Genomic DNA, 21811 nt, shown 5'->3' with positions numbered 1-21811 from the left:
ATCGTCCGCTATGCGAGTTCGTCTTCGGTGCCGGGAGCCGACTTCGGCGCGGCGGCGACATCATCGATGCGATATTTGGCCGCCGCCTCGACGGCCTTGGCCGGATCGATCTTGCCGGAGCGGCCGAGTGCGGCCAGGGCCGCGACCACGATCGACTGCGCGTCGACGTTGTAGACGCGACGCGCGGCGGGGCGGGTATCGGAGAAACCGAAACCGTCCGTGCCGAGCGTGGTGAAGTCGCCGGGCACCCACTTGCGGACCTGATCCGGCACCGCACGCATCCAGTCCGTCGCGGCCACATAGGGACCCTCGACCCGGGCCAACGCCTGGGTGACGTACGGAACGCCCGCATCGGTGCCCGGATTGCGCAGCTGGGCGATCTCCTTGTCGAGCGCCTCCTTGCGGAGCTCACCCCACGAGGTCACCGACCACACATCGGCCTGCACACCCCACTCTTCGGCGAGCAGCGCCTGGGCGCGCACGCCGTCGGGCACCGTGACGCCCGAGACCAGGATCTGGGCACGCACAGTGCCCTCGCCGCCGCGCTTGTACAGATAGATGCCCTTGAGCAGTCCAGCGATATCGAGATCGTCGGGCTCGGCGGGCTGTACATACGGCTCGTTGTAGAGGGTGATGTAGTAGAAGATGTCCTCGCCGCCGAACTCGCCCGCCGATCCGTGCGGATGCGTGCCGGGCAGTGCGCCGGGACCGGGCTGCGGTGTCCCGCCGCCGTACATGCGACGCAGACCATCTCGCACGATGTGCGCGATCTCGAAGGAGAACGCCGGATCGTAGGTGACCACCGCCGGGTTGGTAGATGCCAGCAGCAGCGAGTGGCCGTCGTTGTGCTGCAGCCCCTCACCGGTCAGCGTGGTTCGCCCGGCGGTCGCTCCGAGCACGAAGCCGCGGGCCAATTGATCCGCCGCCGCCCACAATCCGTCGCCGGTGCGCTGGAAGCCGAACATCGAGTAGAAGATGTACAGCGGGATCATCGGCTCGCCGTGGGTGGCGTACGAGGTGCCCGCCGCGGTGAACGATGCGGTCGATCCGGCCTCGTTGATGCCCTCGTGCAGAATCTGCCCGACGACACTCTCTTTGTAGGCCAGCATCAATTCCGCGTCGACAGACGTGTACAACTGCCCGTTGCGGTTGTAGATCTTCAACGAAGGGAACCACGAGTCCATACCGAAGGTACGGGCCTCGTCCGGAATGATCGGCACGATCCGCTTGCCGATCTCCTTATCTCGCAGCAGCTCCTTCATGAGCCGAACCAGGGCCATGGTGGTGGCCACGTTCTGCTTGCCGGAACCCTTGCGCACCGACTTGTACGCGTCGTCGCCGGGCAGTTGCAGCGGCTTTGCCGCAGCCCGCCGTTCGGGCAGGAAGCCGCCGAGCGCCGTACGGCGATCGAGCATGTACTGGATCTCGCGCGCCTGCATGCCCGGGTGGTAGTACGGGGGCAGGTAGGGGTCCTTCTCCAGTTCGGCATCGGAGATCGGAATCCGCTGCAGGTCACGGAAGTCCTTGAGGTCCTGCAGGGTCAGCTTCTTCATCTGGTGCGTAGCATTGCGGCCCTCGAAATGCTTGCCGAGGGTGTAGCCCTTGATGGTCTTGGCCAGGATCACCGTCGGTTGGCCCTTGTGCGCCATCGCGGCCGCATAGGCGGCGTAGACCTTGCGGTAGTCGTGACCGCCGCGCTTGAGGTTCCAGATCTCCTGATCCGAGAGGTCTTGGACCAGGGCCTTGGTGCGCGGGTCGCGGCCGAAGAAGTGGTCGCGGACGTAGGCGCCGTCATTGGCCTTGTAGGTCTGGTAATCGCCGTCGGGGGTGCTGTTCATCAGGTTCACCAGCGCGCCGTCGCGATCCGCGCCGAGCAGCGCGTCCCACTCCCGGCCCCAGATGACCTTGATGACGTTCCAGCCCGCGCCGCGGAAGAACGACTCGAGCTCCTGGATGATCTTGCCGTTGCCGCGCACCGGGCCGTCGAGACGCTGCAGATTGCAGTTGATCACGAAGGTGAGGTTGTCCAGACCCTCGTTCGCCGCCACCTGGATCAGGCCGCGCGACTCCGGCTCGTCCATCTCACCATCGCCGAGGAAGGCCCAGACGTGCTGATCGGAGGTGTCCTTGATGCCGCGGTCGTGCAGATAGTGGTTGAACCGCGCCTGGTAGATGGCGTTCATCGGGCCCAGGCCCATCGACACCGTGGGGAACTCCCAGAAGTTGTTCAGCAGCCGCGGATGCGGGTACGACGGCAGGCCATGGCCCGGACCGCCATTGCTGTACTCCTGCCGGAAGCCATCCATCTGGTCGGTGCTCAACCGGCCCTCGAGGAAGGCACGGGCGTAGATGCCCGGCGAGGCGTGACCCTGGATGAAGATCGAATCGCCGCCGCCGGCATGGTCCTTACCGCGGAAGAAGTGGTTGAAGCCGACCTCGTAGAGCGCCGCCGAGGACGCATAGGTCGAGATATGCCCACCGACACCGATGCCGGGACGCTGGGCCCGGTGCACCATGATCGCGGCGTTCCAGCGGATCCAGGCACGGTAGCGGCGCTCCACCTCTTCGTCACCGGGGAACCACGGCTCGTTCTCGGTGGGGATGGTGTTGACGTAGTCGGTGGAGGTCAGGGATGGAATGGCGACCCTACGCTCACCGGCGCGTTCCAACAGCCGGAGCATGAGGTAACGCGCGCGGCCCGGACCTTCCCGGTCGAGCATGTCATCGAACGATTCGAGCCATTCGGAGGTCTCCTCCGGGTCGATGTCCGGTAGGTAGGACGCCACCCCTTCGCGGATAACCCGCACCCGCTCGCCGGTTGGCGGCACGTGCGATCCGCTCGGATCGCGTGGCGCGGAGTCGGTGCCAGCGGATTTCACTGGCGCGGAAGAGTGGATCAGGTCGGTCAAATCTGCTCCTCGTACAGGGGTGGACAAGCTGATAGGCGTCTGTTTCCCCGGGCGGCACACTTGGTTGGCGGACCACCCGTTTTACGAAAGGTTCGGGCGCACCTCCATCCTTGCGGAAGTTGTGGCCCAGGTCATCATGTCAGGGGCATCTGCAGTACGGTTCCGCAGGGAACGTGAGTCGAGGACCGCCGGCGACACAGAGAGGCGCGGAGGACGATGAAGGTGCTGGACCCACGCGGGTTCGCAGCGGTGTGCGCGGCAGCTGCGGTCGTAGTCGGGCTGACCATCGCCGGCTGCGCGAAACACGTTGACGGCGTTGCCAATCCGAATGCCTCGGAACTGGCCGCCTACAAAACCGAGGCGGCCTCATCTTCCGCCGCGGCGACCTCCTCACGCAAGGCCGCGGCCCAGACGCAGGCGATCGGCGACAACTGTGGTCAATTCCCCACAACTACGGGTGTCGGCGTTTCGAAGTACAACGAATTCGTAGACGCGCACGATGCGAACGCAGCCGACTACGGCACCAAGCGCGATTCCGCCGCCAAGACCCTCGAAGACGCCGCGAACAAGGTCGACACCGGGGTGAACAACGCCAACGGCGCGCTGCCCGCGGAACTGCAGGCGAAGTTCGCCGAATACGTCGCCGCCGCACGCCAGCTCGCCGCGGAGACCCGCAGGATGACCTACACCGCCCCGGTTGGCGCGCTCAACGATGCGAGCAAGCGGGTCAACGATGCGCGCAATGCGGTCAAAGACGCCTGCCCGAAACGCTGAATTCATCCCATGAACCGGGGGTGGGTGGCGAAAATCGGTCAACGGCACGAGGTTGTCACGCGACATTCCATCGATATTTCGTCCGATCGGCTTGCGCTCGAGGCGATAACCATGTTCGCTTGCAATACCTATTGTCTGGAGTTGAGGAGGACACCACCGTGGTCGCCGCGGCGGACGCGCAGAACTACGCTCAGAAGCTTGGCATTACACACGGCATGGTTGTCCAGGAGTTGGGCTGGGACGAGGACACCGACGACGACCTGCGGGCCGATGTCGAAGAGGCCAGTGGCGGGGAGATGGTCGACGAAGACTCCGACGAGGTAGTCGACGCTGTCCTGCTGTGGTGGCGAGAAGGCGACGGCGATCTGGCGGATGAACTGATGGAGATCATCAGCCCGCTGGCCGACGAAGGCTTCATCTGGGTCCTCACCCCCAAGACCGGACAACCTGGTCATGTCGATCCGAGCGATATCGCCGAAGCGGCACCCACCGCGGGTCTGACGCAAACCTCGGCGATCAGCCTCGGTGCCTGGTCGGGCAGCCGCCTTGTGCAGCCCAAGGCACCCTCGAAGCAGCGCTGACCGCTTTCGCTATGGTTTCGCCGGGCGGTACTCCACCGCCCGGTGTAGCCCGACACGATGGAGGATCAGTGATGCCAGTCGAGGTTGGCCCGCTGGAAGTCGGCACGCTCGCGCCGGATTTCACACTCAGGGATCAGAACAACCAGAACGTCACGCTCTCGGATTACCGCGGCAAGAAGAACGTGCTGCTCGTGTTCTATCCTCTCGCCTTTACCGGAATCTGCCAGGGCGAGCTGTGCAAGGTCCGCGACGAATTACCCAAATTCCAGAACGACGACGCGGAGATCCTCGCCATCTCGGTCGGCCCACCGCCCACCCACAAGATCTGGGCCGCCGAACAGGGCTACATCTTCCCGCTACTGTCCGACTTCTGGCCACACGGCGCCATCGCCCAGTCCTACGGAGTATTCAACGAGAAATCCGGCTACCCGAACCGCGGCACCTTCGTCGTCGACCGCGACGGCATCATCCGCTTCGCCGAAATGAACGGCCCAGGAGAGCCCCGTGACCAGGCGGCTTGGGAGAAAGCGCTCGCCGCGCTAAAGTCCTAGACCGGCCCGTCGGTCACCCGCCGACGGATCCCGGGCGTATAGCTCAGTGGTAGAGCTCTGGTTTTACACACCAGCGGTCGGGGGTTCGAACCCCTCTGCGCCCACCAACGAACACCGAGCTAGCTCCCGTTACTTGTGGAGTCGGTACCGCCGCCCAGGAGGGCCGCGCGCTGGCTCAGCTTGGGGGCCGGCGGTAGCTCACCGGTTGCACCCCGTTGCTATCCCAACATCCCTTCGTCGTGTTGTCCGTCGATGTTCCCCGGCGACGCCCCGACGACATTGGGTTCGTGAACCCCGAAGACGGTGACGCCGCGATTTGCGTGGCTCGATGGCCCGGCAGACGGCCGAGCGCGTTGTCGGGGCAGCACGACTGCGATCGGTCTCGGAGCTGGACGCCTCTGCGACTCGACCTCACAGAGGGGGAGCCGGGTCTTGTGATAGCGCGGCCCGGTTAGCATCGGTCGTCGTACAGATCGAGGAAACCCCGAGGGACTTGTGTTGACTACCGACCATCTTGACCGCTGGAACGCTCACGAGGCTTCGGCGGAGGCGATGATTCCGATCATTGGCAGGCTGTATCGCGAGAAGGGGGTGACCATCCTCCTGCACAGCAGGTCGCTGGTGAACAAATCGGTGATCAGCATTCTGCGGACACATCGGTTCGCGCGGCAGATCGAGGGTGAGGAGCTGTCGGTCGAGGAAACGCTGCCGTTCCTCGAAGTGCTCGGTGGGTTGGATCTAGGGGTGTGCAAGATCGACCTCGGCCGGTTGGTGATGGCCTATCGCACCGACGATCGCGGACTGTCGATTCCGGAGTTCACCGCCGCTGCGCTGGCCGATGTCACCGATCGCAACAAGGCCGAGCCGCAGGGGCCAAGGGATGTAGTGCTGTACGGCTTCGGGCGGATCGGTCGTCTGGTCACTCGGCTGCTCATCGAGAAGGTCGGTTCCGGCAACGGGCTGAATCTGCGGGCCGTGGTGGTGCGCAAGGGTGGCGAGGGTGATCTGGCCAAGCGGGCGTCGCTGCTGCGGCGGGATTCGGTGCACGGGAAGTTCAATGGAACGATCAAGGTCGACGCCGCGAACGACACGATCATTGCGAACGGCAATGTCATCAAGTTCATCTACAGCGACGATCCGACGACTATCGACTACACCGAGTTCGGGATCAACGAGGCGATCCTGATCGATAACACCGGTAAGTGGCGTGACCGTAACGGCCTGTCGCAGCACCTGCGTCCTGGCATCGCGAAGGTCGTGCTCACCGCGCCCGGCAAGGGCGACGTCCCGAATATCGTCCACGGCGTCAACCATCGCGACCTGGATCTATCGGAACAGATCTACTCGTGCGCTTCGTGCACGACCAATGCGATCGTGCCGCCGCTCAAGGCAATGGATGACCAGTTCGGCATCGTCCGCGGCCATGTGGAGACGGTGCATTCGTTCACCAACGACCAGAACCTGCTGGACAACTTCCACAAGGCCGACCGTCGTGGTCGGTCCGCACCGTTCAACCTCGTGCTCACCGAAACCGGCGCCGCATCCGCGGTCGCGAAGGCAATGCCGGACTTCAAGGCCAAGATCACCGGTAACTCGATTCGCGTTCCCACCCCGGATGTCTCGGTCGCGATCCTGAACCTCCAGCTCGAGCGGGAGGTCACCAAGACCGAAGTGCTCGAGTACCTGCGCCAGGTATCGCTGTCCGGACCGCTGAGCCGCAACCTCGACTACACCGCGGCCACCGATGTCGTCTCGAGCGATTTCATCGGATCGCGTGCGGCATCCATCGTCGATGCCAATGCCACTATCATCGACGGCGACACCGCGATCCTGTACCTCTGGTACGACAACGAATTCGGCTATTCCTGCCAGGTAGTGCGAACGGTCCAGTACATCTCGGGTATCGAGTACCCGACGTACCCGCAGTTGGCCGCCGACGAGGTTTCCGCGCCAGCCGCAGCCGCCACACGGTAGTCCGCATGTTCGGCCGAAACCTGTTATCCCGTGTTGTCGGTCACCAGGACGTAGGAAAAACGGCGGATGCGCGGCAACCACGTATGCAGGTCGGTCAGGTCGGTCAGCTCGACAACGGTCGATATACGTACAAGACCGCGGTGCAGACGGGTCCATTCCGCGGTTTGGCTGTCCGGGAATGGTCCGACGATCCGGTTCACCCAGAAGCTCTCGGATCGCTGCGGTTCGACGCCGCTGACGAAGCGATCCCAGGACGTCCGACGCGGACGGTGCGCGAGGCCGCCGTCGGCCCCGCTGGCCGGGTCCGGCGGGGCGTCCAGCACACTGCCCAACAGATGCGCACGCGCGGTGAGCAGACCGAACAGGATCACCACCGCCTGATACTCCCCCGGCCGACCGTCCAGACCGAGGAACCGCGATGCCTCGGACAGATCGCGAGTCGCTCGCACCATGCGATAGAGATTGAGCAGACGTTTGGCTTCACGCGGTGTGTCGATCAGCGAGTCGAGGGCGGCCAGCAGGGTTATCTCGGGTTCGGTAAGCGGCCGAGGCCGTTCGATCCGGCCGCCCGCCCGTCGCTGTGCATCGACTTCGGACCCGGTCTCGATGGTGATGCCGGCCGCGGCTGGGGGCTGTCCGGGATCGGGCCGAACGGCGCGCGAATGCTCTTCGGCACCTTGGCTGTCCGACGTCTCGGTGGACCCGATATCGGCTCGGACGTTGGCGAACGAGCGAAGCAAGCGGTCCAGGCTCCCGGATGGCATGGCGGGTAGCGCGAGCGGAATGTTCAGGATTTTCTCCAGATAGTCTTCGGGCGTGTGCCAGTCTTCCGGCGAAACGACGAGTCCGTCGCGTAGCAAATCGGCGTACTGACTGCGCAGCGAACGGAGCAGCCAGTTCGGGTCGACTCCGACCACGACGACGAAGAGTTCGAACGCCAGTAACAGGTGTACTGCCTGCAGCACCTCGACAACCTGGTCTGGACGGCAACGATCGAGATCATCGATATACAACACGATTCGGTCGACGGCCTGCGATGGTCCACCCATTCCTCGGGCTTGTCACGCCACTCCCGCATCAGCTCGGCGAGCTGTTGGAAATCCTTGCGAATCGTCGAGATAAGGCCCAGATCGGCCTCGACCAATCCCGAGGTGAATGCCATCAATGCCATCGAAGCTCGCGCGCCGCCACCGCACGGCCCGCATAATCGGATCGTGGTCAGGTGCGCCGGGATCAGTGCGCCCGGCTGCGATCCGCGTCTCATCGCCGAGACAACGGTGCGACCAACAATTGAATCCGACGTCAACTTCAACTAGCCTCTGAGCCATCCGGCAACCGGCGCTCCATCGGGGACGCCCCGGTCGCGCATGAACGTGGAGGTTTCTGGTCGTGAAGAGCCGAGAGGTACATCTGGTGGCCCGCCCCACCGGCGAACCCACACCATCCGATTTCCGGATGGTGACCACGGACGTCCCCGATCCCGGCAGCGGCAGTTGCTGGTCCGCAACGACTGGATGTCCGTCGATCCGTATATGCGCAATCGCATGAACGACGTGAAGTCCTACATTCCACCGTTCCGGCTCGATGCGCCCATGGATGGCGGTGCGGTCGGTACCGTCGTCGCCTCGGGCGTACCGGGAATCGAAGTCGGCGCGACGGTCCTGCACGACCTTGGCTGGCGGGAGTACGCGCTGCTGGCGGCGAAGCAGGTGCGAGTGGTCGATACGGGGCTGGCCCCGGCCGAGGCCTACCTCGGCCCGCTCGGCATCCCCGGACTGACCGCGTATGTAGGGCTGAAGGAAATCGCACCGGTCCGTCCTGGTGATGTCGTATTCATCTCGGGCGCGGCGGGCGCCGTCGGTCTCGCCGCCTGCCGGGTGGCCAGGCACTTCGGCGCGGCCAGGATCATCGGGTCGGCGGGCGGTCCGGAGAAGGCACGGCGGCTGGTCGAGGAGTTCGGCTACGACGCCGCGATCGACTACCGGGCCGGCAGTCTGGCGAAACGGTTGCACGAGGCGGCCCCGGACGGCATCGACGTCTACTTCGACAATGTCGGCGGCGACCATTTGCAATCCGCGATCGGCTCGATGCGCGACTTCGGCCGAATCGCCCTGTGTGGAGCCGTCGCCCAGTACAACGCCGAAACTCCGCCGCCCGGCCCGAAGAACCTGGCGCTGGCGGTGGTTCGCCGACTGTCGTTGCGCGGCTTCATCGTCACCGATCACAGCGACCTCGCATCGGAATACGGTGCGCTCGCGGCGGATTGGGTGCGCGACGGCAGTCTGCGCGTCCCCACCACGGTGCTGACGGGTATCGACACCGCTGTCGATGCCTTCCTCGGCCTGCTGCGCGGGGCCAATACCGGCAAGATGCTGGTTCGGCTGAATGCCGAGGCGAACTGATGCGGGTCGAGAACGCGGTCGCGATCGTCACCGGATCCGCGGGCGGCATCGGTGCGGCCATCGCGCAACGCCTGCTCGAGCACGGAGCCCGGGTCCTGATCACCGACCGCGACGCGGACCGGCTCGCGGCGACGACTCGTCAACTGGCCCAAGCATTTCCCGGCGCGGTGTCCGGACAGGCCGGGGACGCCGCATCAGAATCCGATCTCCGCAAGCTCATCGACACGGCCACAACCGAATTCGGCCCCGTCGATCTGTTCTTCGCGAACGCCGGTGTCGGCGGCGGGCCCGGCCTGGAGGCCACCGACGCGCAATGGGAGCAAGCACTGGAGGTCAACGCCCTGGCCCACGTGCGCGCGGCGCGGCTGCTCGTCCCCAGCTGGCTGGAGCGCGGCAGCGGCTACTTCGTGAGCACCGCGTCGGCGGCGGGACTGCTCACCCAGATCGGTTCGGCCACCTATACCGTCTCCAAGCACGCGGCCGTCGGGTTCGCCGAATGGCTGGCGGTGACCTACGGAGACCGTGGCGTACGGGTCAGCTGTCTGTGTCCGATGGGTGTCGATACCGCTCTACTCACCGGACTCGGCACGGACGGCGGATCCGACGGTGACCTGGCCACCCGGGCCGTCACCGGAGCCGGGGCGGTGCTGGCTCCCCTCGACGTGGCCGATCGGGTGCTCGAGGCCATCGAAGCCGAACGCTTCCTCGTGCTACCGCATGAGGAGGTCCGAGAATTCCTGCACCGCAAGGTCTCCGATCACGACCGGTGGATCGCGGGCATGCAGCGTTACCGGAGGTCGCTGTCATGAGCGGGCCTGTGATGAGTGGACGCAGCGCAGTGCTGTTCGATTTCGGCGGGGTGCTCACCACCGCCGTACTCGCCGCCTTCGCCGAGTTCGGCGCGGAACTGGGCGACCCCCGGCTACCGCTGCGACTGCTCACCCGCGATCCGGAAAGCAGCACGCTGCTGGTGGATCACGAAGAGGGGCGCATCGGTCAGCGCGAGTTCGAGGCCGGGTTCGCGCGGCGGCTGCGCGCGCATGGGGTCGATATTGCCGATGAGGGCCTTATCGATCGCATCCAGTCCCGACTGCATCCCGACCCGGAAATGATCGAACTCGTCGCGCAGGTCCGCGCGGCGGGCCATCGCGTGGGGCTGCTGTCGAATTCGCTCGGCGACGACTGCTACGCGGGCTTCGACCTGCCCGCCATGTTCGACGCGGTGGCCATCTCCGCGGAGATAGGTATCCGCAAGCCATCCCGCCAGGCCTACCTCATCGGCTGTGAACGGCTCGGCGTCACACCCGAGCAGACCGTCATGATCGACGACCTCGAGCAGAACATCACCGCGGCCGAACTGCTCGGACTCGGCGGCATCGTGCACCGCGACGCCGCATCGACGGCGGCCCGATTGTGGCCCGCACTACGAACCCCCAGCTGATACACCCACTGTGCGGCGCAGTCGCTTTCGACAGCTCGCACCGACGATCGGAGCCTCGATGGACCTGTTCACCACGTCCGAGCGCACCCAGCAGTACCAACACGATCTGCGCGCCTTCATGGACGAATGCGTGTACCCGGCCGAGTCGGAGTACGAGAAGCAGATGGCGGCCGCCGGCGATCCGCACCACCATCCGCAGATCGTCGAGGACCTCAAAGCCGAGGCGCGCGGCCGCGGCCTCTGGAACCTCTTCCATCCGCATCCCGAATGGGGTCCGGGCCTGACCAATCTGGAATACGCCCCGCTGGCCGAGATCATGGGCCGCAGCGCGCATCTGGCGCCGGAGGCGTGCAACTGTTCGGCACCCGACACCGGCAATATGGAGGTACTCACCCTCTTCGGCACCCAGGAGCACAAGGAGCGCTGGCTCGAACCGCTGCTGCAAGGCACCATCCGCTCCGCCTTCGCCATGACCGAGCCTGCCGTCGCCAGCTCGGACGCCACCAATATTCAGCTGCGCATGGCCCGCGACGGCGACCACTATGTGCTCAACGGCCGCAAGTGGTTCGCGTCCAACGCATTACACAAGAACTGCAAGGTGCTCATTGTCATGGGCAAGACCGATCCGGACGCACCCAAGCACCGGCAGCAGTCGATGATGGTCGTACCCATCGACGCACCCGGTGTCACGGTCATGCGCAATCTGCCGGTCTTCGGCTACGCCGACCGCGAGGGCCACGCCGAGATCGATTTCACCGATGTCCGGGTCCCGGTCACCGATGTATTGAAGGGCGAGGGTGAGGGTTTCGCCATCAGCCAGGCCCGGCTCGGTCCGGGCCGCATCCACCACTGCATGCGCGCCATCGGTATGGCCGAACGCGCGTTGGAGCTGATGATCGCCCGCGCCGAATCGCGAATCACCTTCGGACAGAAGCTGAGTGAGCGCGCCAATATCCAGGATTGGATCGCCGAAGCCCGCATCGAGATCGAGCAGGCGCGGCTGCTGACACTCAAGGCCGCCTGGATGATGGATACCGTCGGCAATAAGGCGGCCCAGATCGAGATCGCCGCGATCAAGATCGCCGCACCGGATGTGGCGCTGCGGATCGTGGACCGGGCGATCCAGGTGCACGGCGGCGCCGGTGTCACCGACGACTTCCCGCTCGCCAGCATGTACGCGCACCTGCGCACATTGCGCCTGGCCGACGGACCGGACGAAGTGCACAAACGCGCCATCGCGCGCGCCGAACTCGGTAAGTTCAGAGCCAGCGCCGGCGGCGGGGCATAGGACGGACGAGAACGAATGCAGACAAGTAACAGGCTCATTCAACCCACCGCGGACGCGACCGGCTTCGATATCGATGCGGCCGCGTTCGCGGGCTGGGTGTCCTCGCTCGGCTCGGCGTGTACCGCGCCGGTGCGGGCCGAACGGGTGGGGATCGGCCAGTCCAATCTGACCTTCCTGATCACCGATGCGGACGGACGGCGTTGGGTACTGCGGCGTCCGCCGCTCGGCCACCTGCTGGCGTCCGCGCACGATGTGGCGCGGGAGGCGCGGGTCATCTCGGCCCTGGCGCCCACAGATGTTCCGGTGCCGCGCGTCCACGATGTCCGGCACGAGGGCGATATCGCGCTCGTGCTCATGGAATTCGTCGACGGACTGGTCATCGACGGAGTCGAGACCGCCGAAGGACTCAGCGCAGACCTGCGCTGTAGCGCCGGGCTGTCACTGGTGCGGACGCTGGCCCAGATCCACGCCGTCGACCTGCAAGCCACCGGGTTGACCGACCTCGCCAGTCACAAACCGTATGCGGAGCGACAGCTCAAACGGTGGTCGGCACAGTGGGAGAAGTCGAGAACCCGGGATCTGCCGCTGGTGGACCGCCTCACCGAACGGCTCCGGGCCGCCGTTCCCGAACAGCGCGAACTCGCGCTCGTGCACGGCGATTACAACCTCCGCAATGTGATCACCACACCGGAGACCGGTGCGATCGCGGCCGTACTCGACTGGGAGCTGTGCACCCTCGGCGATCCGCTGGCCGATATCGGCAGTCTGCTGGCCTACTGGCCGATGCCCGGCGAAGCGGCCATTCCGGGCACGGAAATGTGCATGCTCCCGGGTTTTCCGTCCCGCACCGAACTGGTCGAGGAGTATCTCGCGATCACCGGACGAGATCGGCGGGCACTCGGCTTCTGGCATGCGCTCGGCCTCTGGAAACTCGCGATCATTGCCGAGGGTGTGTTCCGCCGCACCCTCGACGACCCCCGCAACCGTGCGTCCGCGGGCATTCCGACCACCGATCTGGTCGACGGACTCGCCCGGACCGCCGATCGAATCGCCGCCGAAGCCGGTTTCTGAGACGAACGGCCTGTCTCTCCGGCGATATGCCAGAGAGACAGGCCGTTTCGCGTATTCGCTGGAACGAAGTGACCGCCGGACACCAGATGTCCGGCGGTCACTTTTATCAGGGCACGAGCACCGATAGCGCTTCGGCAATACAGGCGGGCTTGTCGCCGCCCTCGCGTTCGATGGTTACCCGAGCCGTCACCTGGACCCCCGCTTTTATCGGCTCGAGCTTCACCAGTTCCACGCCCGCCCGCACGCGACTACCCGACGGCACCGGCGACGGGAAGCGAACCTTGTTGCTGCCGTAGTTGATTCCCATCTTCAACCCGTCGACGCGATATACCTGCCAGACCAGCATCGGCAAGAGCGACAGGGTCAGATAGCCGTGGGCGATGGTGGTGCCGAACGGTCCCTGCGCGGCTCGCTCCTGATCGACGTGAATCCACTGACGGTCACCGGTCGCCTCGGCGAACAGATCGATCTGCTCCTGGGTGACGGTGTGCCATTCGCTGTAGCCGAGATGGGTGCCGACGGCCTGCTCGAGTTCGCCGATTCCATTGAATACCTTCATATTCGCGCCTCAGACCGTCGGTGCACCGGCGACGTAGAGCACCTGGCCAGTGACATACGACGCGCCCTCGCTGACGAAGAACGACACCGTGTGCGCGATATCCTCGGGCTTGCCGACGCGGCCCACCGGAATTCGTGCCACCAGGGTCTTGCTGAACTCCTCGAACGAAACACCCATGCGCTCGGCGGTGGCGGCGGTCATCTCGGTTGCGATGAAGCCCGGCGCGATGGCATTCACGGTCACGCCGAATTTGCCGAGTTCGATCGCCAGCGTCTTGGTGAATCCCTGCAATCCGGCCTTGGCCGCGGCGTAGTTGGCCTGACCGCGATTGCCGAGCGCCGAAGTGCTGGAGAGATTGATGATGCGACCCCACCCGGCCTCGGTCATGTACTTCTGCGCAGCGCGGCTCATCAGGAAGGAACCGCGCAGATGCACACCCATGACCGCGTCCCAGTCGTCGACGGTCATCTTGTACAGCATGTTGTCGCGGATGATGCCCGCATTGTTCACCAGGACGGTCGGCGCGCCCAGCTGGGCGGCGACCCGCTCGACCGCCGCGGCAACAGCCTGTTCATCGGCGACGTTCGCGCCCACCGCGAGTGCCCGGCCACCGGCCGATTCGATCTCGGCGACAACGGTTTTGCAGGCCTGCTCGTCGAGATCCAGTACGGCGACGGCGAATCCGTCCGCCGCCAACCGCTTGGCGACGGCCGCACCGATACCGCGCGCCGCACCGGTCACGATGGCGGTACGGGTTGTCTCACTGCTCATTACGGTTCTCCTTGTCGAATTCGATTGGCACCGTTCATGGTTCGAAAACCACACGACCGACAGTGTTACCGTCGGCGAGACGCTGCAGTCCGGCGGCCACGTCATCCAGTGGCAGCCGCTCGCCGATCAGGGGTTTCACCGAACCCTGCTCGGTCAGTTCGGTCAACTCCAGATGGCAGTCGTGTACCGCCTGCGGATCCTTGTCGCGGTACAGGCCCCACTGCAGACCGAGGATCGAATAGTTCTTCACCAGTGCGTGATTCAATGCGGCGGACTGGATCTGACCGCCAGTTCCGCGAACCCACCCGACGGCAGCGCCACACCGCCGAGCACCCGCTCACCGATCGCGATGCCGTCGACGTCGGCACCGACCGCGACCACCTCACCGCACAGTTCCACGCCGGGAGTGAACGGGAGTTCCGGCTTGATCTGGTACTCGCCCCGGCACATCAACACATCCGGGAAGTTCGCCGCGGCGGCCCGGGTCCGCACCACCTGGCCCGGACCGGGTTCGGGCTCCGCCAGTCCGACCAGCCGCAGTACCTGCGCGGGTTCGCCCAATTCGGTTACCCGCCAAGCCTTCACGCCATGCCCCCGGTGAGGGTGACGCCACCGTCGACGACGATCAGCTGGCCGGTCAACCACGCCGCGTCATCGGAGAGCAGGAATGCGGCGACACTGCCGATGTCCTCGGGTACGCCGAGACGCTGGAGTGGATACGCCTGGGCGACCTGGTCCTCGCGACCGTCGTAGAGCGCGGTGGCGAATCGGGTCTTGACCACGGCGGGCGCGATCGCGTTCACCCGGATCGATGGGCCGAGTTCGACCGCCAGTTCCTGGGTGATGTGCACCAGCATCGCCTTGGTGGCACCGTAGAAACCGATGCCGGGCGCGGGCTTGATTCCGGCCACCGAGGCGATATTGACCACCGAGCCACCGTGCTCACCCGGCCACGCCTTATGCGCCTGCTGTACCCAGGAGACCGCGGCCAGGCAGTTCACCTCGAAGATTTTACGGGCGGCCGCCAGGTCCAGTTCGACCATCGGCCCATATACCGGGTTGATTCCGGCATTGTTGACCAGGTAGTCGACCGAACCGAAGGTCTCCAGCGTGCGCTCGATGGCCTCGGTCTGATGTTCGACGTCATCGGCTCGCCCTGCGACGGCGACGGCGCGCTCGGGTCCACCGAGTTCGGCGACCACCGCGTCCAGCGCGTCCTTTTTGCGGGCGGTCACACAGACCCGCGCGCCCTCGGCCACCAGCCGCTGCGCGATGGCAAGCCCGATACCGCGGCTGGCTCCGGTGACAATCGCCGTTTTTCCGTCGAAACGACCCATTACGTATGCCTTTCCTGATGCCCGACCTGCGTGCCCCAGACTCACCGAACTTGATTCCGACGTCAAGTTCAGAAGTCGCAGCACGCTAGGTGATACGGGTCACACGAACGGCAGTACTGCCGCGTCGGGCACCTGGCCAGCGCTCGCTCAGTCGGCTTCCTTCAGCTGAAGAGCGTTGAACCACAACTGATTCAGCGTTTTCACCAGCTTCTCGAAGGAGACCTTCCGCCCCTCGACGAAGACGAAGTAAGCCATCCGGCTCACCATGCTCGACAAGGCCAGCGACGTGACGTCGGGATCCAACTCGGCGTCGACCAGACCCCGTTCCTGCAGATTCCGGATCATCTCGGCATTGCGCTCGACGAATGCCAGGGCGCGCTCGAAGCGCAGCACCCGGAACTTCTCATCGATCTTCGAAACCTGCTCCAGCACAGCCATCAGCCGCGCATTGCGCCGATACGAGAGCAGATACTCGCGATTGGCGGCAGCGATCAGCTCGCGCGGGTCGTCGATGCCGACCCGCTCCCGGATGTGCGGGTGCAGCATTTCCTCGCGCACCTGCTCGACGACTGCGGCGAAGATCTCTTCCTTGCTGTCGAAGTAGGTGTAGAACGATCCGGAGGCTACCCCGGCAGCCTTGGAGATATCGCTGATCCTGGCATCGAGGAAGCCGTCGCGTTCGAATACCTCGCGCGCCGCGGTCACCAGCGCGGACCTGGTGCGCATGCCACGCTTACTCCGCGGACGCATCCGACCGGACCGGTCCTCGGTGGCTTCCTGGGCGTTCACTGCCTCACTCGCTGTCGTCCGGCTCGCTGACGTGGTGGATCGTAACAGCGGATGCCGCCCGCAAGGCCGCACAACGCCGGGATCAACCGGGATCGGCACACATCGGTTGAACATGACGCCGAATTCACGTAGCGTTCCGATCCGCTGACGTGTCATCGGTCACATCGGTTCTCGCCCACTCGTGTATCTGGAGCAAGCCATGCCTGCGAATCCGGCTTCCTCGACCGCATCGGATCAGCGGACCAATGTCGCCGACCGCTGCTGGCAGCACGCCACCGAACGCCCCCAAGCCATCGCGCTGCTCACGACGGACGCACAGGTCAGCTACGGCGAAGATGTCGGCGCAGTCGTCGTCACCATCCCCGGGGTCGAGCTCGATCCGGCGGATCTGCGAACCTGGGCCAAAGAGCGACTTTCCGCATACAAGGTGCCGCATCGCTTCGCCTTCACCGACCAGCTCCCCAAGGGCGCCACCGGCAAAATCCTCGAGCGCGCTCTCGATCCGAATCTCTTCACAGAAAAGGCAACACGATGACCGTCATCCCCACCGCGACCGGAACCGTCGACTCCGCCGAACTCGGCCGCGTCCTGGTGCACGAGCACGTCTTCGTACTCGGCGAGGAATTCCGGCAGAACTACGCCGACTGGGACGAGGACGCCCGTGTCGACGACGCCGTCGAACAACTCAACAAGTTGAAAGCCCTCGGCATCGACACCATCCTCGATCCGACCGTGCTCGGGCTCGGCCGCTATCTGCCGCGCATCGAGAAGATCGCGGCCAGAACGGATTTGCGGATCATCGTCGCGACCGGCATCTACACCTACAATGATCTGCCCTTCCAATTCCATTACACCGGGCCGGGTTTGCTGTTCGACCGGCCCGAACCCATGGTGGAAATGTTCGTCAAGGACCTCACCCAGGGCATTGCGGATACCGGCGTGCGCGCCGGATTCCTCAAGTGCGCCATCGAGGCACCCGGGCTGACACCCGGCGTCGAGCGGGTCATGCGTGCGGTCGGGCAGGCATCGGCGCAAACAGGTGCGCCGATCACCGTGCATACCAACCCACACACCCGATCCGGGCTGGTGGCGCAGCGGGTGCTGGCCGAGGAGGGCGCCGACCTGAGCCGAGTGGTGATCGGCCACTCCGGCGACACCACCGATATCGACTATCTCATCGAACTCGCCGACGCGGGCTCGCTGCTCGGCATGGATCGATTCGGGCTCAACGTCCTGCTGCCGTTCGAGGATCGGGTCAACACCATCGTCGAACTGGTGCGGCGCGGGTACCTGGACAAGATCGTTATCGCCCATGATGCCGCCTGCCACATCGACTGGATGGACCCCGTTGCCAAGGCTCAGGCCGTACCGCAGTGGAACTACCGCCACATCAGCGAGGATGTGATTCCGGCGCTCATGGCGGGCGGACTCACCGAGGACGATATCGAGGCGATTCTGGTGCGCAATCCGCGCCGGTACTTCGAGAATTGATCCGAATGATGCGCGGCCACAAGCAGATACCGGAGCACCGCTGACCGCCGTCGCCCAGCGCAGTGCCCATCTCGCGTTCCGGGCGCTCGAGCCTATCCACGGGATGATCGACTTCACCCCGCACGGCCCGGACGCCTACCGCGAGTTGGGCATTCCGGATCCGCGCATGATGTCCTTCGTGTCTTTCCGGGAACAGGCGATCGAAGCTGGCACGTAGATCTTTCAGCCGACGCTGCGGGCGAAGTCGATCAGCGCGGCGCTGACTTCAACGGCACGTTGCCGTTGAAGTCAGCGCCGCGCCCTTCCAGGACGATAGAAGCCCGCAGGTCGGACATTATGGCGGCCACCTCGGTATCGGTGGGTTGTGTGTGCACGAAGCAGCCGGGTGATCCGAACTTCGCCGCCGACAGTGCCACGTTGCTCGACGACGCCTACCGGCAGTGAGTTTCTTCATCGCCGACACTTCGGCCATCATCGCCGCCTACGATCGTGCCGCAGAACTACACAGCCGGGCACGTGATTTCCTCGCCACCTCCATCGCCGTCGTTTCACCGCTGGTGCTCGATGAGATCGATCATCTGCTGATCGCACGATTCGGCAGCAGCAGCACACTGCCAGACGGTCCAGCGCGATCACCGCACCCGGTGCGATCTCCAATTCGATATCGCGCAGGACGGTATGGGCGCCGAAACTGCGGCCGAGGCCGCGCAATGCGGCCCCGGCGGTAGGACTGGCCGTGGGTAACCCAGTGCGCCGATTACTGCACGGCCGCGAATCCGGCGCGGAGATCGGCGAGGATATCGTCGATGCCCTCGATGCCGACCGCGAGGCGGACCAGGCCCGGGGTGACACCCGCCGCCAACTGCTCCTCGGGAGTCAGCTGGGAATGGGTGGTCGAGGCCGGATGGATCACCAGCGAACGCACGTCGCCGATATTGGCGACGTGGCTGTGCAGTGTGAGCGCCTCGACGAAACGCTTACCCGCATCGACCCCACCGGCCAATTCGAAGCCGATCACCGCGCCGACGCCCTTGGGTGCGAGGGTGCGGCCGCGCTCGTACCACGGGGAGGACGGCAGCCCGGCGTAGGAGACCGCGGTCACCTCCGGACGCGCCGTGAGGAAATCCGCCACCGCCTGGGCATTCTGCACATGCCGTTCGATCCGCAGACTCAGCGTTTCCAGCCCCTGGCTGATCAGGAAAGCATTGAACGGCGAGACGGCCGAGCCGAGATCGCGCAGCAGTTGCACCCTGGCCTTGAGGGCGTATGCGGGAGCGCCGAGGTCGGCGTACACCACACCGTGGTAGCTCGGGTCCGGTGTAGTGAAGCCCGGGAAGCGGCCACCGGTCCAATCGAAGGTGCCGCCGTCGACGATCACACCTGCGATGGCCGTACCGTGGCCGCCCAAATACTTTGTCGCCGAATGCACCACGATATCAGCGCCGTGGGCGAGCGGCTGGATCAGATACGGCGTCGCGACGGTGTTGTCGAGGATCAGCGGAACGCCTGCGGCATGGGCGATTTCGGCGATGCCGGGGATATCGAAGATGTGGTTCTGCGGATTGGAGATCGTTTCGCCGAACAGCGCCTTGGTATTCGGCCGAATCGCCGCGCGCCACTGGTCCAGGTCATCCGGATCGTCGACGAAGCTGACCTCGATGCCCAGTTTCGGCAGCGAGTAGCGGAACAGGTTGTAGGTGCCGCCGTACAGCCGCGGACTGGACACGATGTGATCGCCCGCACCGGCGACATTCAGGATCGCGAAGGTCTCCGCGGCCTGCCCGGAGGCCAGCAGCAACGCCGCGACACCGCCTTCCAGCGCCGCGATGCGCTGTTCCACGGCATCCTGGGTCGGATTCATGATGCGGGTGTAAATGTTGCCCGGTTCGGCGAGACCGAACAGCGCCGCCGCGTGCGCGGTATCCCGGAAGGTGTAGGAGGTGGTCTGGTAGATCGGCAGGGCGCGGGCATTGGTAGTGCCGTCCGGCGCCTGTCCGACGTGGATCTGCTTGGTCTCGAAGCTCCAGTCGGCGCTCGGGTCGGCCTGGGTCTCGTCGCTGGTGGTCACAACGACGCATACTAAGAAGCGCCCGACGTGGTGTCGATAGTTAGATTCAGCAGGAATCGAATCCGGACCTCGGTCGGCGTCGAGGTTTCATGGTCCGCCGCAGCGGATTGTGGTGTTCGACCTCTATACGCTGATCGGCATCGCAGATCTCGCTGAGCCCGGAGGCCACGGTTTAGCGGACGGTCCAGTGGCAATCCGCAGAGTGACGCTGCTCGGCGAGTACGAGGCAACAGCGCGGACCTCGGATCTCCGGGCGGCTTCGCACCAGTAAGCCCGTCGACCGGAGGAAAACGATGCCGAACACCAGCCACCACAACGCCGTGCAACGGACGCCGGTACGCGCGGAACTGCACAGTGCCGCGTTCTCCGACCACGCGACAATTCCGGACCGCTACTCCTACGACGGCGGCAATATGGCCCCGCCGCTGGAGTGGAGTGGTATCCCCGCCAACGCCGCGGAACTCGTCCTGCTCTGCGAGGACGAGGACGCACCCGGCCGACCGTTCACCCACTGGCTGCTGACCGGCATCGCGCCGACCACGACCGGTATCCGGGCGGAGGCGCCGCCGCCCAGGGCGGTCGCGGGTCCCAATGACTTCGGGGAAATCGGCTGGAGCGGTCCGCGGCCGCCGGTCGGCGACGAACCGCACCGATACTTCTTCCGCCTCTACGCGCTGGACCGATCGCCCGGATTCACCCCGGACACCACGGCCGACGTGGTCCGATCCGCCATCACGGACCACGTCATCGCCAGTGGCACCCTGGTCGGGCTGTTCGCTGCCTGATCTCCCCGCACCGCGCATTCTTACGCCGCGATCGCCACGGCGCGCCGGCGCGAGTAGTTCTCGCGCGACATCGGTCCGACGTTCGGGGCACCGAGATCCTCGAATGGGATGCGGAATATCTCGCGCACGGAGCATGCGGCGACCGCGGCTATGACGGCGCAACCAAAGGTGAAAGCACCGACGATGAGCGGAACGTTCAATTCGGGCGGCGCGACGGCCGCGTAAACGGTCGGCAGGAAGGCGGCGATGGCGGTACCGATGTCCTGGGAGACCGCGAAGCCGGTAACGCGGGTGCGAGTGGGGAGAATTCCTGGTAGAACGCCGGGAAGACGGCATTGACGCCTTAGCGGCCGCTGGCCGATCAGCCGACGTCGCGGCGCAGCCAGGTCACCTCGGCGCCGGATTCGGTGCCGTAGCGGTAGATCTCGAGATCTTCGTCCCAGGCAGTGCCGAGAGCGCGGTCGAGTTCGGTATCCAGGTCGTAGCCGGTGTAGTTGCCGAGTTCCCGGTTGGCCCGCAGCATGGCGCGCAAGCGCATTTCGCCGATGGTGACATCACCGTTGGCGGAAGTGGAGCCGTGCCAGAGGCCCAGGGTCGGCACGAAGCTGTAGCGAGCGCCGTCGACGCCGTCGCTGGGGTCCTCGGTGACCTCGAAGCGCAGCACAGGCCACAACCGCAAGGATTGGGCAATTCGCGCTGCGGTGCCGACCGGACCGATCCAGTCGGTGCTCGCGCGGAGCTGACCGTCAGCGGGTTGGGCGGTCCAGCGCAGTTTCGCGGGTGAGCCGAGGGCCGAGGTGAGTGCCCATTCGATATGTGGGCACAGCGCGGCCGGCGATGAGTGGATATAGACCACACCCGCCGTCGCGTCCGCGAACTGACTCGATGCGCGCACCACTGACACCTCCAGCTTCGACGAGAAACGTCTTCCCCAACGATCCGTCGTACTGGCGTTGCCCGAGTGTACTGGAGTGCCCCGAGTTACATATGTTACTTCGGTGGCGTGTCCGAGCCGTTACT

The 21811-nt window shown here is 65.2% G+C and carries 19 protein-coding genes, 1 tRNA gene and 2 pseudogenes; 13 read left to right on the top strand and 9 right to left on the bottom strand.

Features of this window, described 5'->3' with window-relative positions; all coding sequences use genetic code 11:
• Positions 1–8: 8 nt before the first annotated feature.
• Positions 9–2909: a pyruvate dehydrogenase (acetyl-transferring), homodimeric type gene (gene aceE / locus AB0L63_RS25060; protein ID WP_364505230.1), complete on the bottom strand. Its 2901-nt coding sequence runs from the start codon at positions 2907–2909 to the stop codon at positions 9–11.
• A gap of 216 nt (positions 2910–3125) precedes the next feature.
• On the opposite strand from aceE, the gene AB0L63_RS25055 reads away from it, so the two are divergent.
• The 5 genes from AB0L63_RS25055 (at position 3126) to AB0L63_RS25035 (ending at position 6789) form a co-directional block, all read left to right on the top strand.
• Complete coding sequence (locus AB0L63_RS25055) at positions 3126–3683, top strand: hypothetical protein (protein WP_364505228.1); 558 nt, start codon at positions 3126–3128, stop codon at positions 3681–3683.
• A gap of 158 nt (positions 3684–3841) precedes the next feature.
• Positions 3842–4264 carry a DUF3052 domain-containing protein gene (locus AB0L63_RS25050; protein ID WP_364390159.1) on the top strand — a complete coding sequence of 141 codons (423 nt, stop codon included), beginning with the start codon at positions 3842–3844 and terminating at the stop codon, positions 4262–4264.
• Positions 4265–4335: 71 nt separating this feature from the next.
• On the top strand, positions 4336–4815 hold the full coding sequence (locus AB0L63_RS25045) for a peroxiredoxin (protein WP_364505226.1): 480 nt from the start codon (positions 4336–4338) through the stop codon (positions 4813–4815).
• Positions 4816–4847: 32 nt separating this feature from the next.
• Positions 4848–4922: transfer RNA gene (locus tag AB0L63_RS25040), tRNA-Val, on the top strand.
• Positions 4923–5313: 391 nt separating this feature from the next.
• Positions 5314–6789, top strand: coding sequence for a glyceraldehyde-3-phosphate dehydrogenase (locus AB0L63_RS25035; protein WP_364505224.1), 1476 nt, complete (start codon positions 5314–5316; stop codon positions 6787–6789).
• A 23-nt stretch (positions 6790–6812) separates the two neighbouring features.
• Here the strand turns inward: AB0L63_RS25035 and AB0L63_RS25030 are convergent, their stop codons facing one another.
• The gene (locus tag AB0L63_RS25030; RefSeq protein ID WP_364505222.1) at positions 6813–7838 is read right to left on the bottom strand and encodes a P-loop NTPase fold protein; all 1026 of its coding nucleotides are present in this window, start codon (positions 7836–7838) and stop codon (positions 6813–6815) included.
• Between the two features lie 318 nt (positions 7839–8156).
• Here AB0L63_RS25030 and AB0L63_RS25025 point away from each other — a divergent pair, with 318 nt between their 5' ends.
• Genes AB0L63_RS25025 through AB0L63_RS25005 form a run of 5 tightly spaced genes read left to right on the top strand, consistent with a single transcriptional unit; the run spans position 8157 to position 12991 of the window.
• Positions 8157–9191: an NADP-dependent oxidoreductase gene (locus tag AB0L63_RS25025; RefSeq protein ID WP_364505220.1), complete on the top strand. Its 1035-nt coding sequence runs from the start codon at positions 8157–8159 to the stop codon at positions 9189–9191.
• Positions 9191–10000, top strand: a complete 810-nt coding sequence (locus AB0L63_RS25020) for an SDR family oxidoreductase (protein WP_364505218.1) — start codon at positions 9191–9193, stop codon at positions 9998–10000. Before AB0L63_RS25025 ends, AB0L63_RS25020 begins: the two co-directional genes overlap by 1 nt.
• Positions 10001–10011: 11 nt before the next feature.
• The gene (locus AB0L63_RS25015; protein ID WP_364505216.1) at positions 10012–10632 is read left to right on the top strand and encodes an HAD family phosphatase; all 621 of its coding nucleotides are present in this window, start codon (positions 10012–10014) and stop codon (positions 10630–10632) included.
• A 58-nt stretch (positions 10633–10690) separates the two neighbouring features.
• The gene (locus AB0L63_RS25010) at positions 10691–11920 is read left to right on the top strand and encodes an acyl-CoA dehydrogenase family protein (protein WP_364505214.1); all 1230 of its coding nucleotides are present in this window, start codon (positions 10691–10693) and stop codon (positions 11918–11920) included.
• 15 nt (positions 11921–11935) lie between these two features.
• Positions 11936–12991, top strand: a complete 1056-nt coding sequence (locus tag AB0L63_RS25005; RefSeq protein ID WP_364505212.1) for a phosphotransferase family protein — start codon at positions 11936–11938, stop codon at positions 12989–12991.
• A gap of 106 nt (positions 12992–13097) precedes the next feature.
• Here AB0L63_RS25005 and AB0L63_RS25000 read toward each other — a convergent pair whose 3' ends face one another.
• From AB0L63_RS25000 to AB0L63_RS24980, 5 genes and pseudogenes are all read right to left on the bottom strand, one after another.
• Positions 13098–13550 (bottom strand): MaoC family dehydratase, encoded by a 453-nt coding sequence (locus tag AB0L63_RS25000; RefSeq protein ID WP_364505210.1) that lies wholly within the window; start codon positions 13548–13550, stop codon positions 13098–13100.
• A 9-nt stretch (positions 13551–13559) separates the two neighbouring features.
• On the bottom strand, positions 13560–14321 hold the full coding sequence (gene fabG, locus AB0L63_RS24995) for a 3-oxoacyl-ACP reductase FabG (RefSeq protein ID WP_364505208.1): 762 nt from the start codon (positions 14319–14321) through the stop codon (positions 13560–13562).
• A gap of 34 nt (positions 14322–14355) precedes the next feature.
• Positions 14356–14906 (bottom strand): annotated as a pseudogene (locus AB0L63_RS24990) (alcohol dehydrogenase catalytic domain-containing protein).
• Complete coding sequence (locus tag AB0L63_RS24985; RefSeq protein ID WP_364505206.1) at positions 14903–15658, bottom strand: SDR family oxidoreductase; 756 nt, start codon at positions 15656–15658, stop codon at positions 14903–14905. The pseudogene AB0L63_RS24990 and the gene AB0L63_RS24985 overlap by 4 nt, the downstream one beginning before the upstream one ends.
• A 147-nt stretch (positions 15659–15805) precedes the next feature.
• Positions 15806–16384 carry a helix-turn-helix domain-containing protein gene (locus tag AB0L63_RS24980; protein WP_364505204.1) on the bottom strand — a complete coding sequence of 193 codons (579 nt, stop codon included), beginning with the start codon at positions 16382–16384 and terminating at the stop codon, positions 15806–15808.
• A gap of 388 nt (positions 16385–16772) precedes the next feature.
• Between AB0L63_RS24980 and AB0L63_RS24975 the strand changes: the two are divergent.
• Positions 16773–16982: pseudogene (locus tag AB0L63_RS24975) on the top strand (AMP-dependent synthetase); the annotation flags it as partial.
• Entirely contained in the window at positions 16979–17938 is a 960-nt protein-coding gene (locus AB0L63_RS24970; protein ID WP_364505202.1) for a phosphotriesterase-related protein, read from the top strand. The pseudogene AB0L63_RS24975 and the gene AB0L63_RS24970, both read left to right, overlap by 4 nt.
• Positions 17939–18695: 757 nt before the next feature.
• Here AB0L63_RS24970 and AB0L63_RS24965 read toward each other — a convergent pair.
• Positions 18696–20006, bottom strand: coding sequence for a bifunctional o-acetylhomoserine/o-acetylserine sulfhydrylase (locus AB0L63_RS24965; RefSeq protein WP_364505200.1), 1311 nt, complete (start codon positions 20004–20006; stop codon positions 18696–18698).
• Between the two features lie 293 nt (positions 20007–20299).
• On the opposite strand from AB0L63_RS24965, the gene AB0L63_RS24960 reads away from it, so the two are divergent.
• On the top strand, positions 20300–20791 hold the full coding sequence (locus AB0L63_RS24960; protein ID WP_364505198.1) for a YbhB/YbcL family Raf kinase inhibitor-like protein: 492 nt from the start codon (positions 20300–20302) through the stop codon (positions 20789–20791).
• A gap of 361 nt (positions 20792–21152) precedes the next feature.
• Here AB0L63_RS24960 and AB0L63_RS24955 read toward each other — a convergent pair whose 3' ends face one another.
• A complete protein-coding gene (locus tag AB0L63_RS24955) occupies positions 21153–21686 on the bottom strand; it encodes a DUF3145 domain-containing protein (RefSeq protein WP_364505196.1) in 534 nt (177 codons plus the stop codon).
• Positions 21687–21811 lie beyond the last annotated feature (125 nt).

The sequence above is a fragment of the Nocardia sp. NPDC051990 genome (assembly GCF_040680755.1).
Lineage (GTDB): Bacteria > Actinomycetota > Actinomycetes > Mycobacteriales > Mycobacteriaceae > Nocardia.
This window is presented reverse-complemented; position numbering and strand designations above follow the sequence as displayed.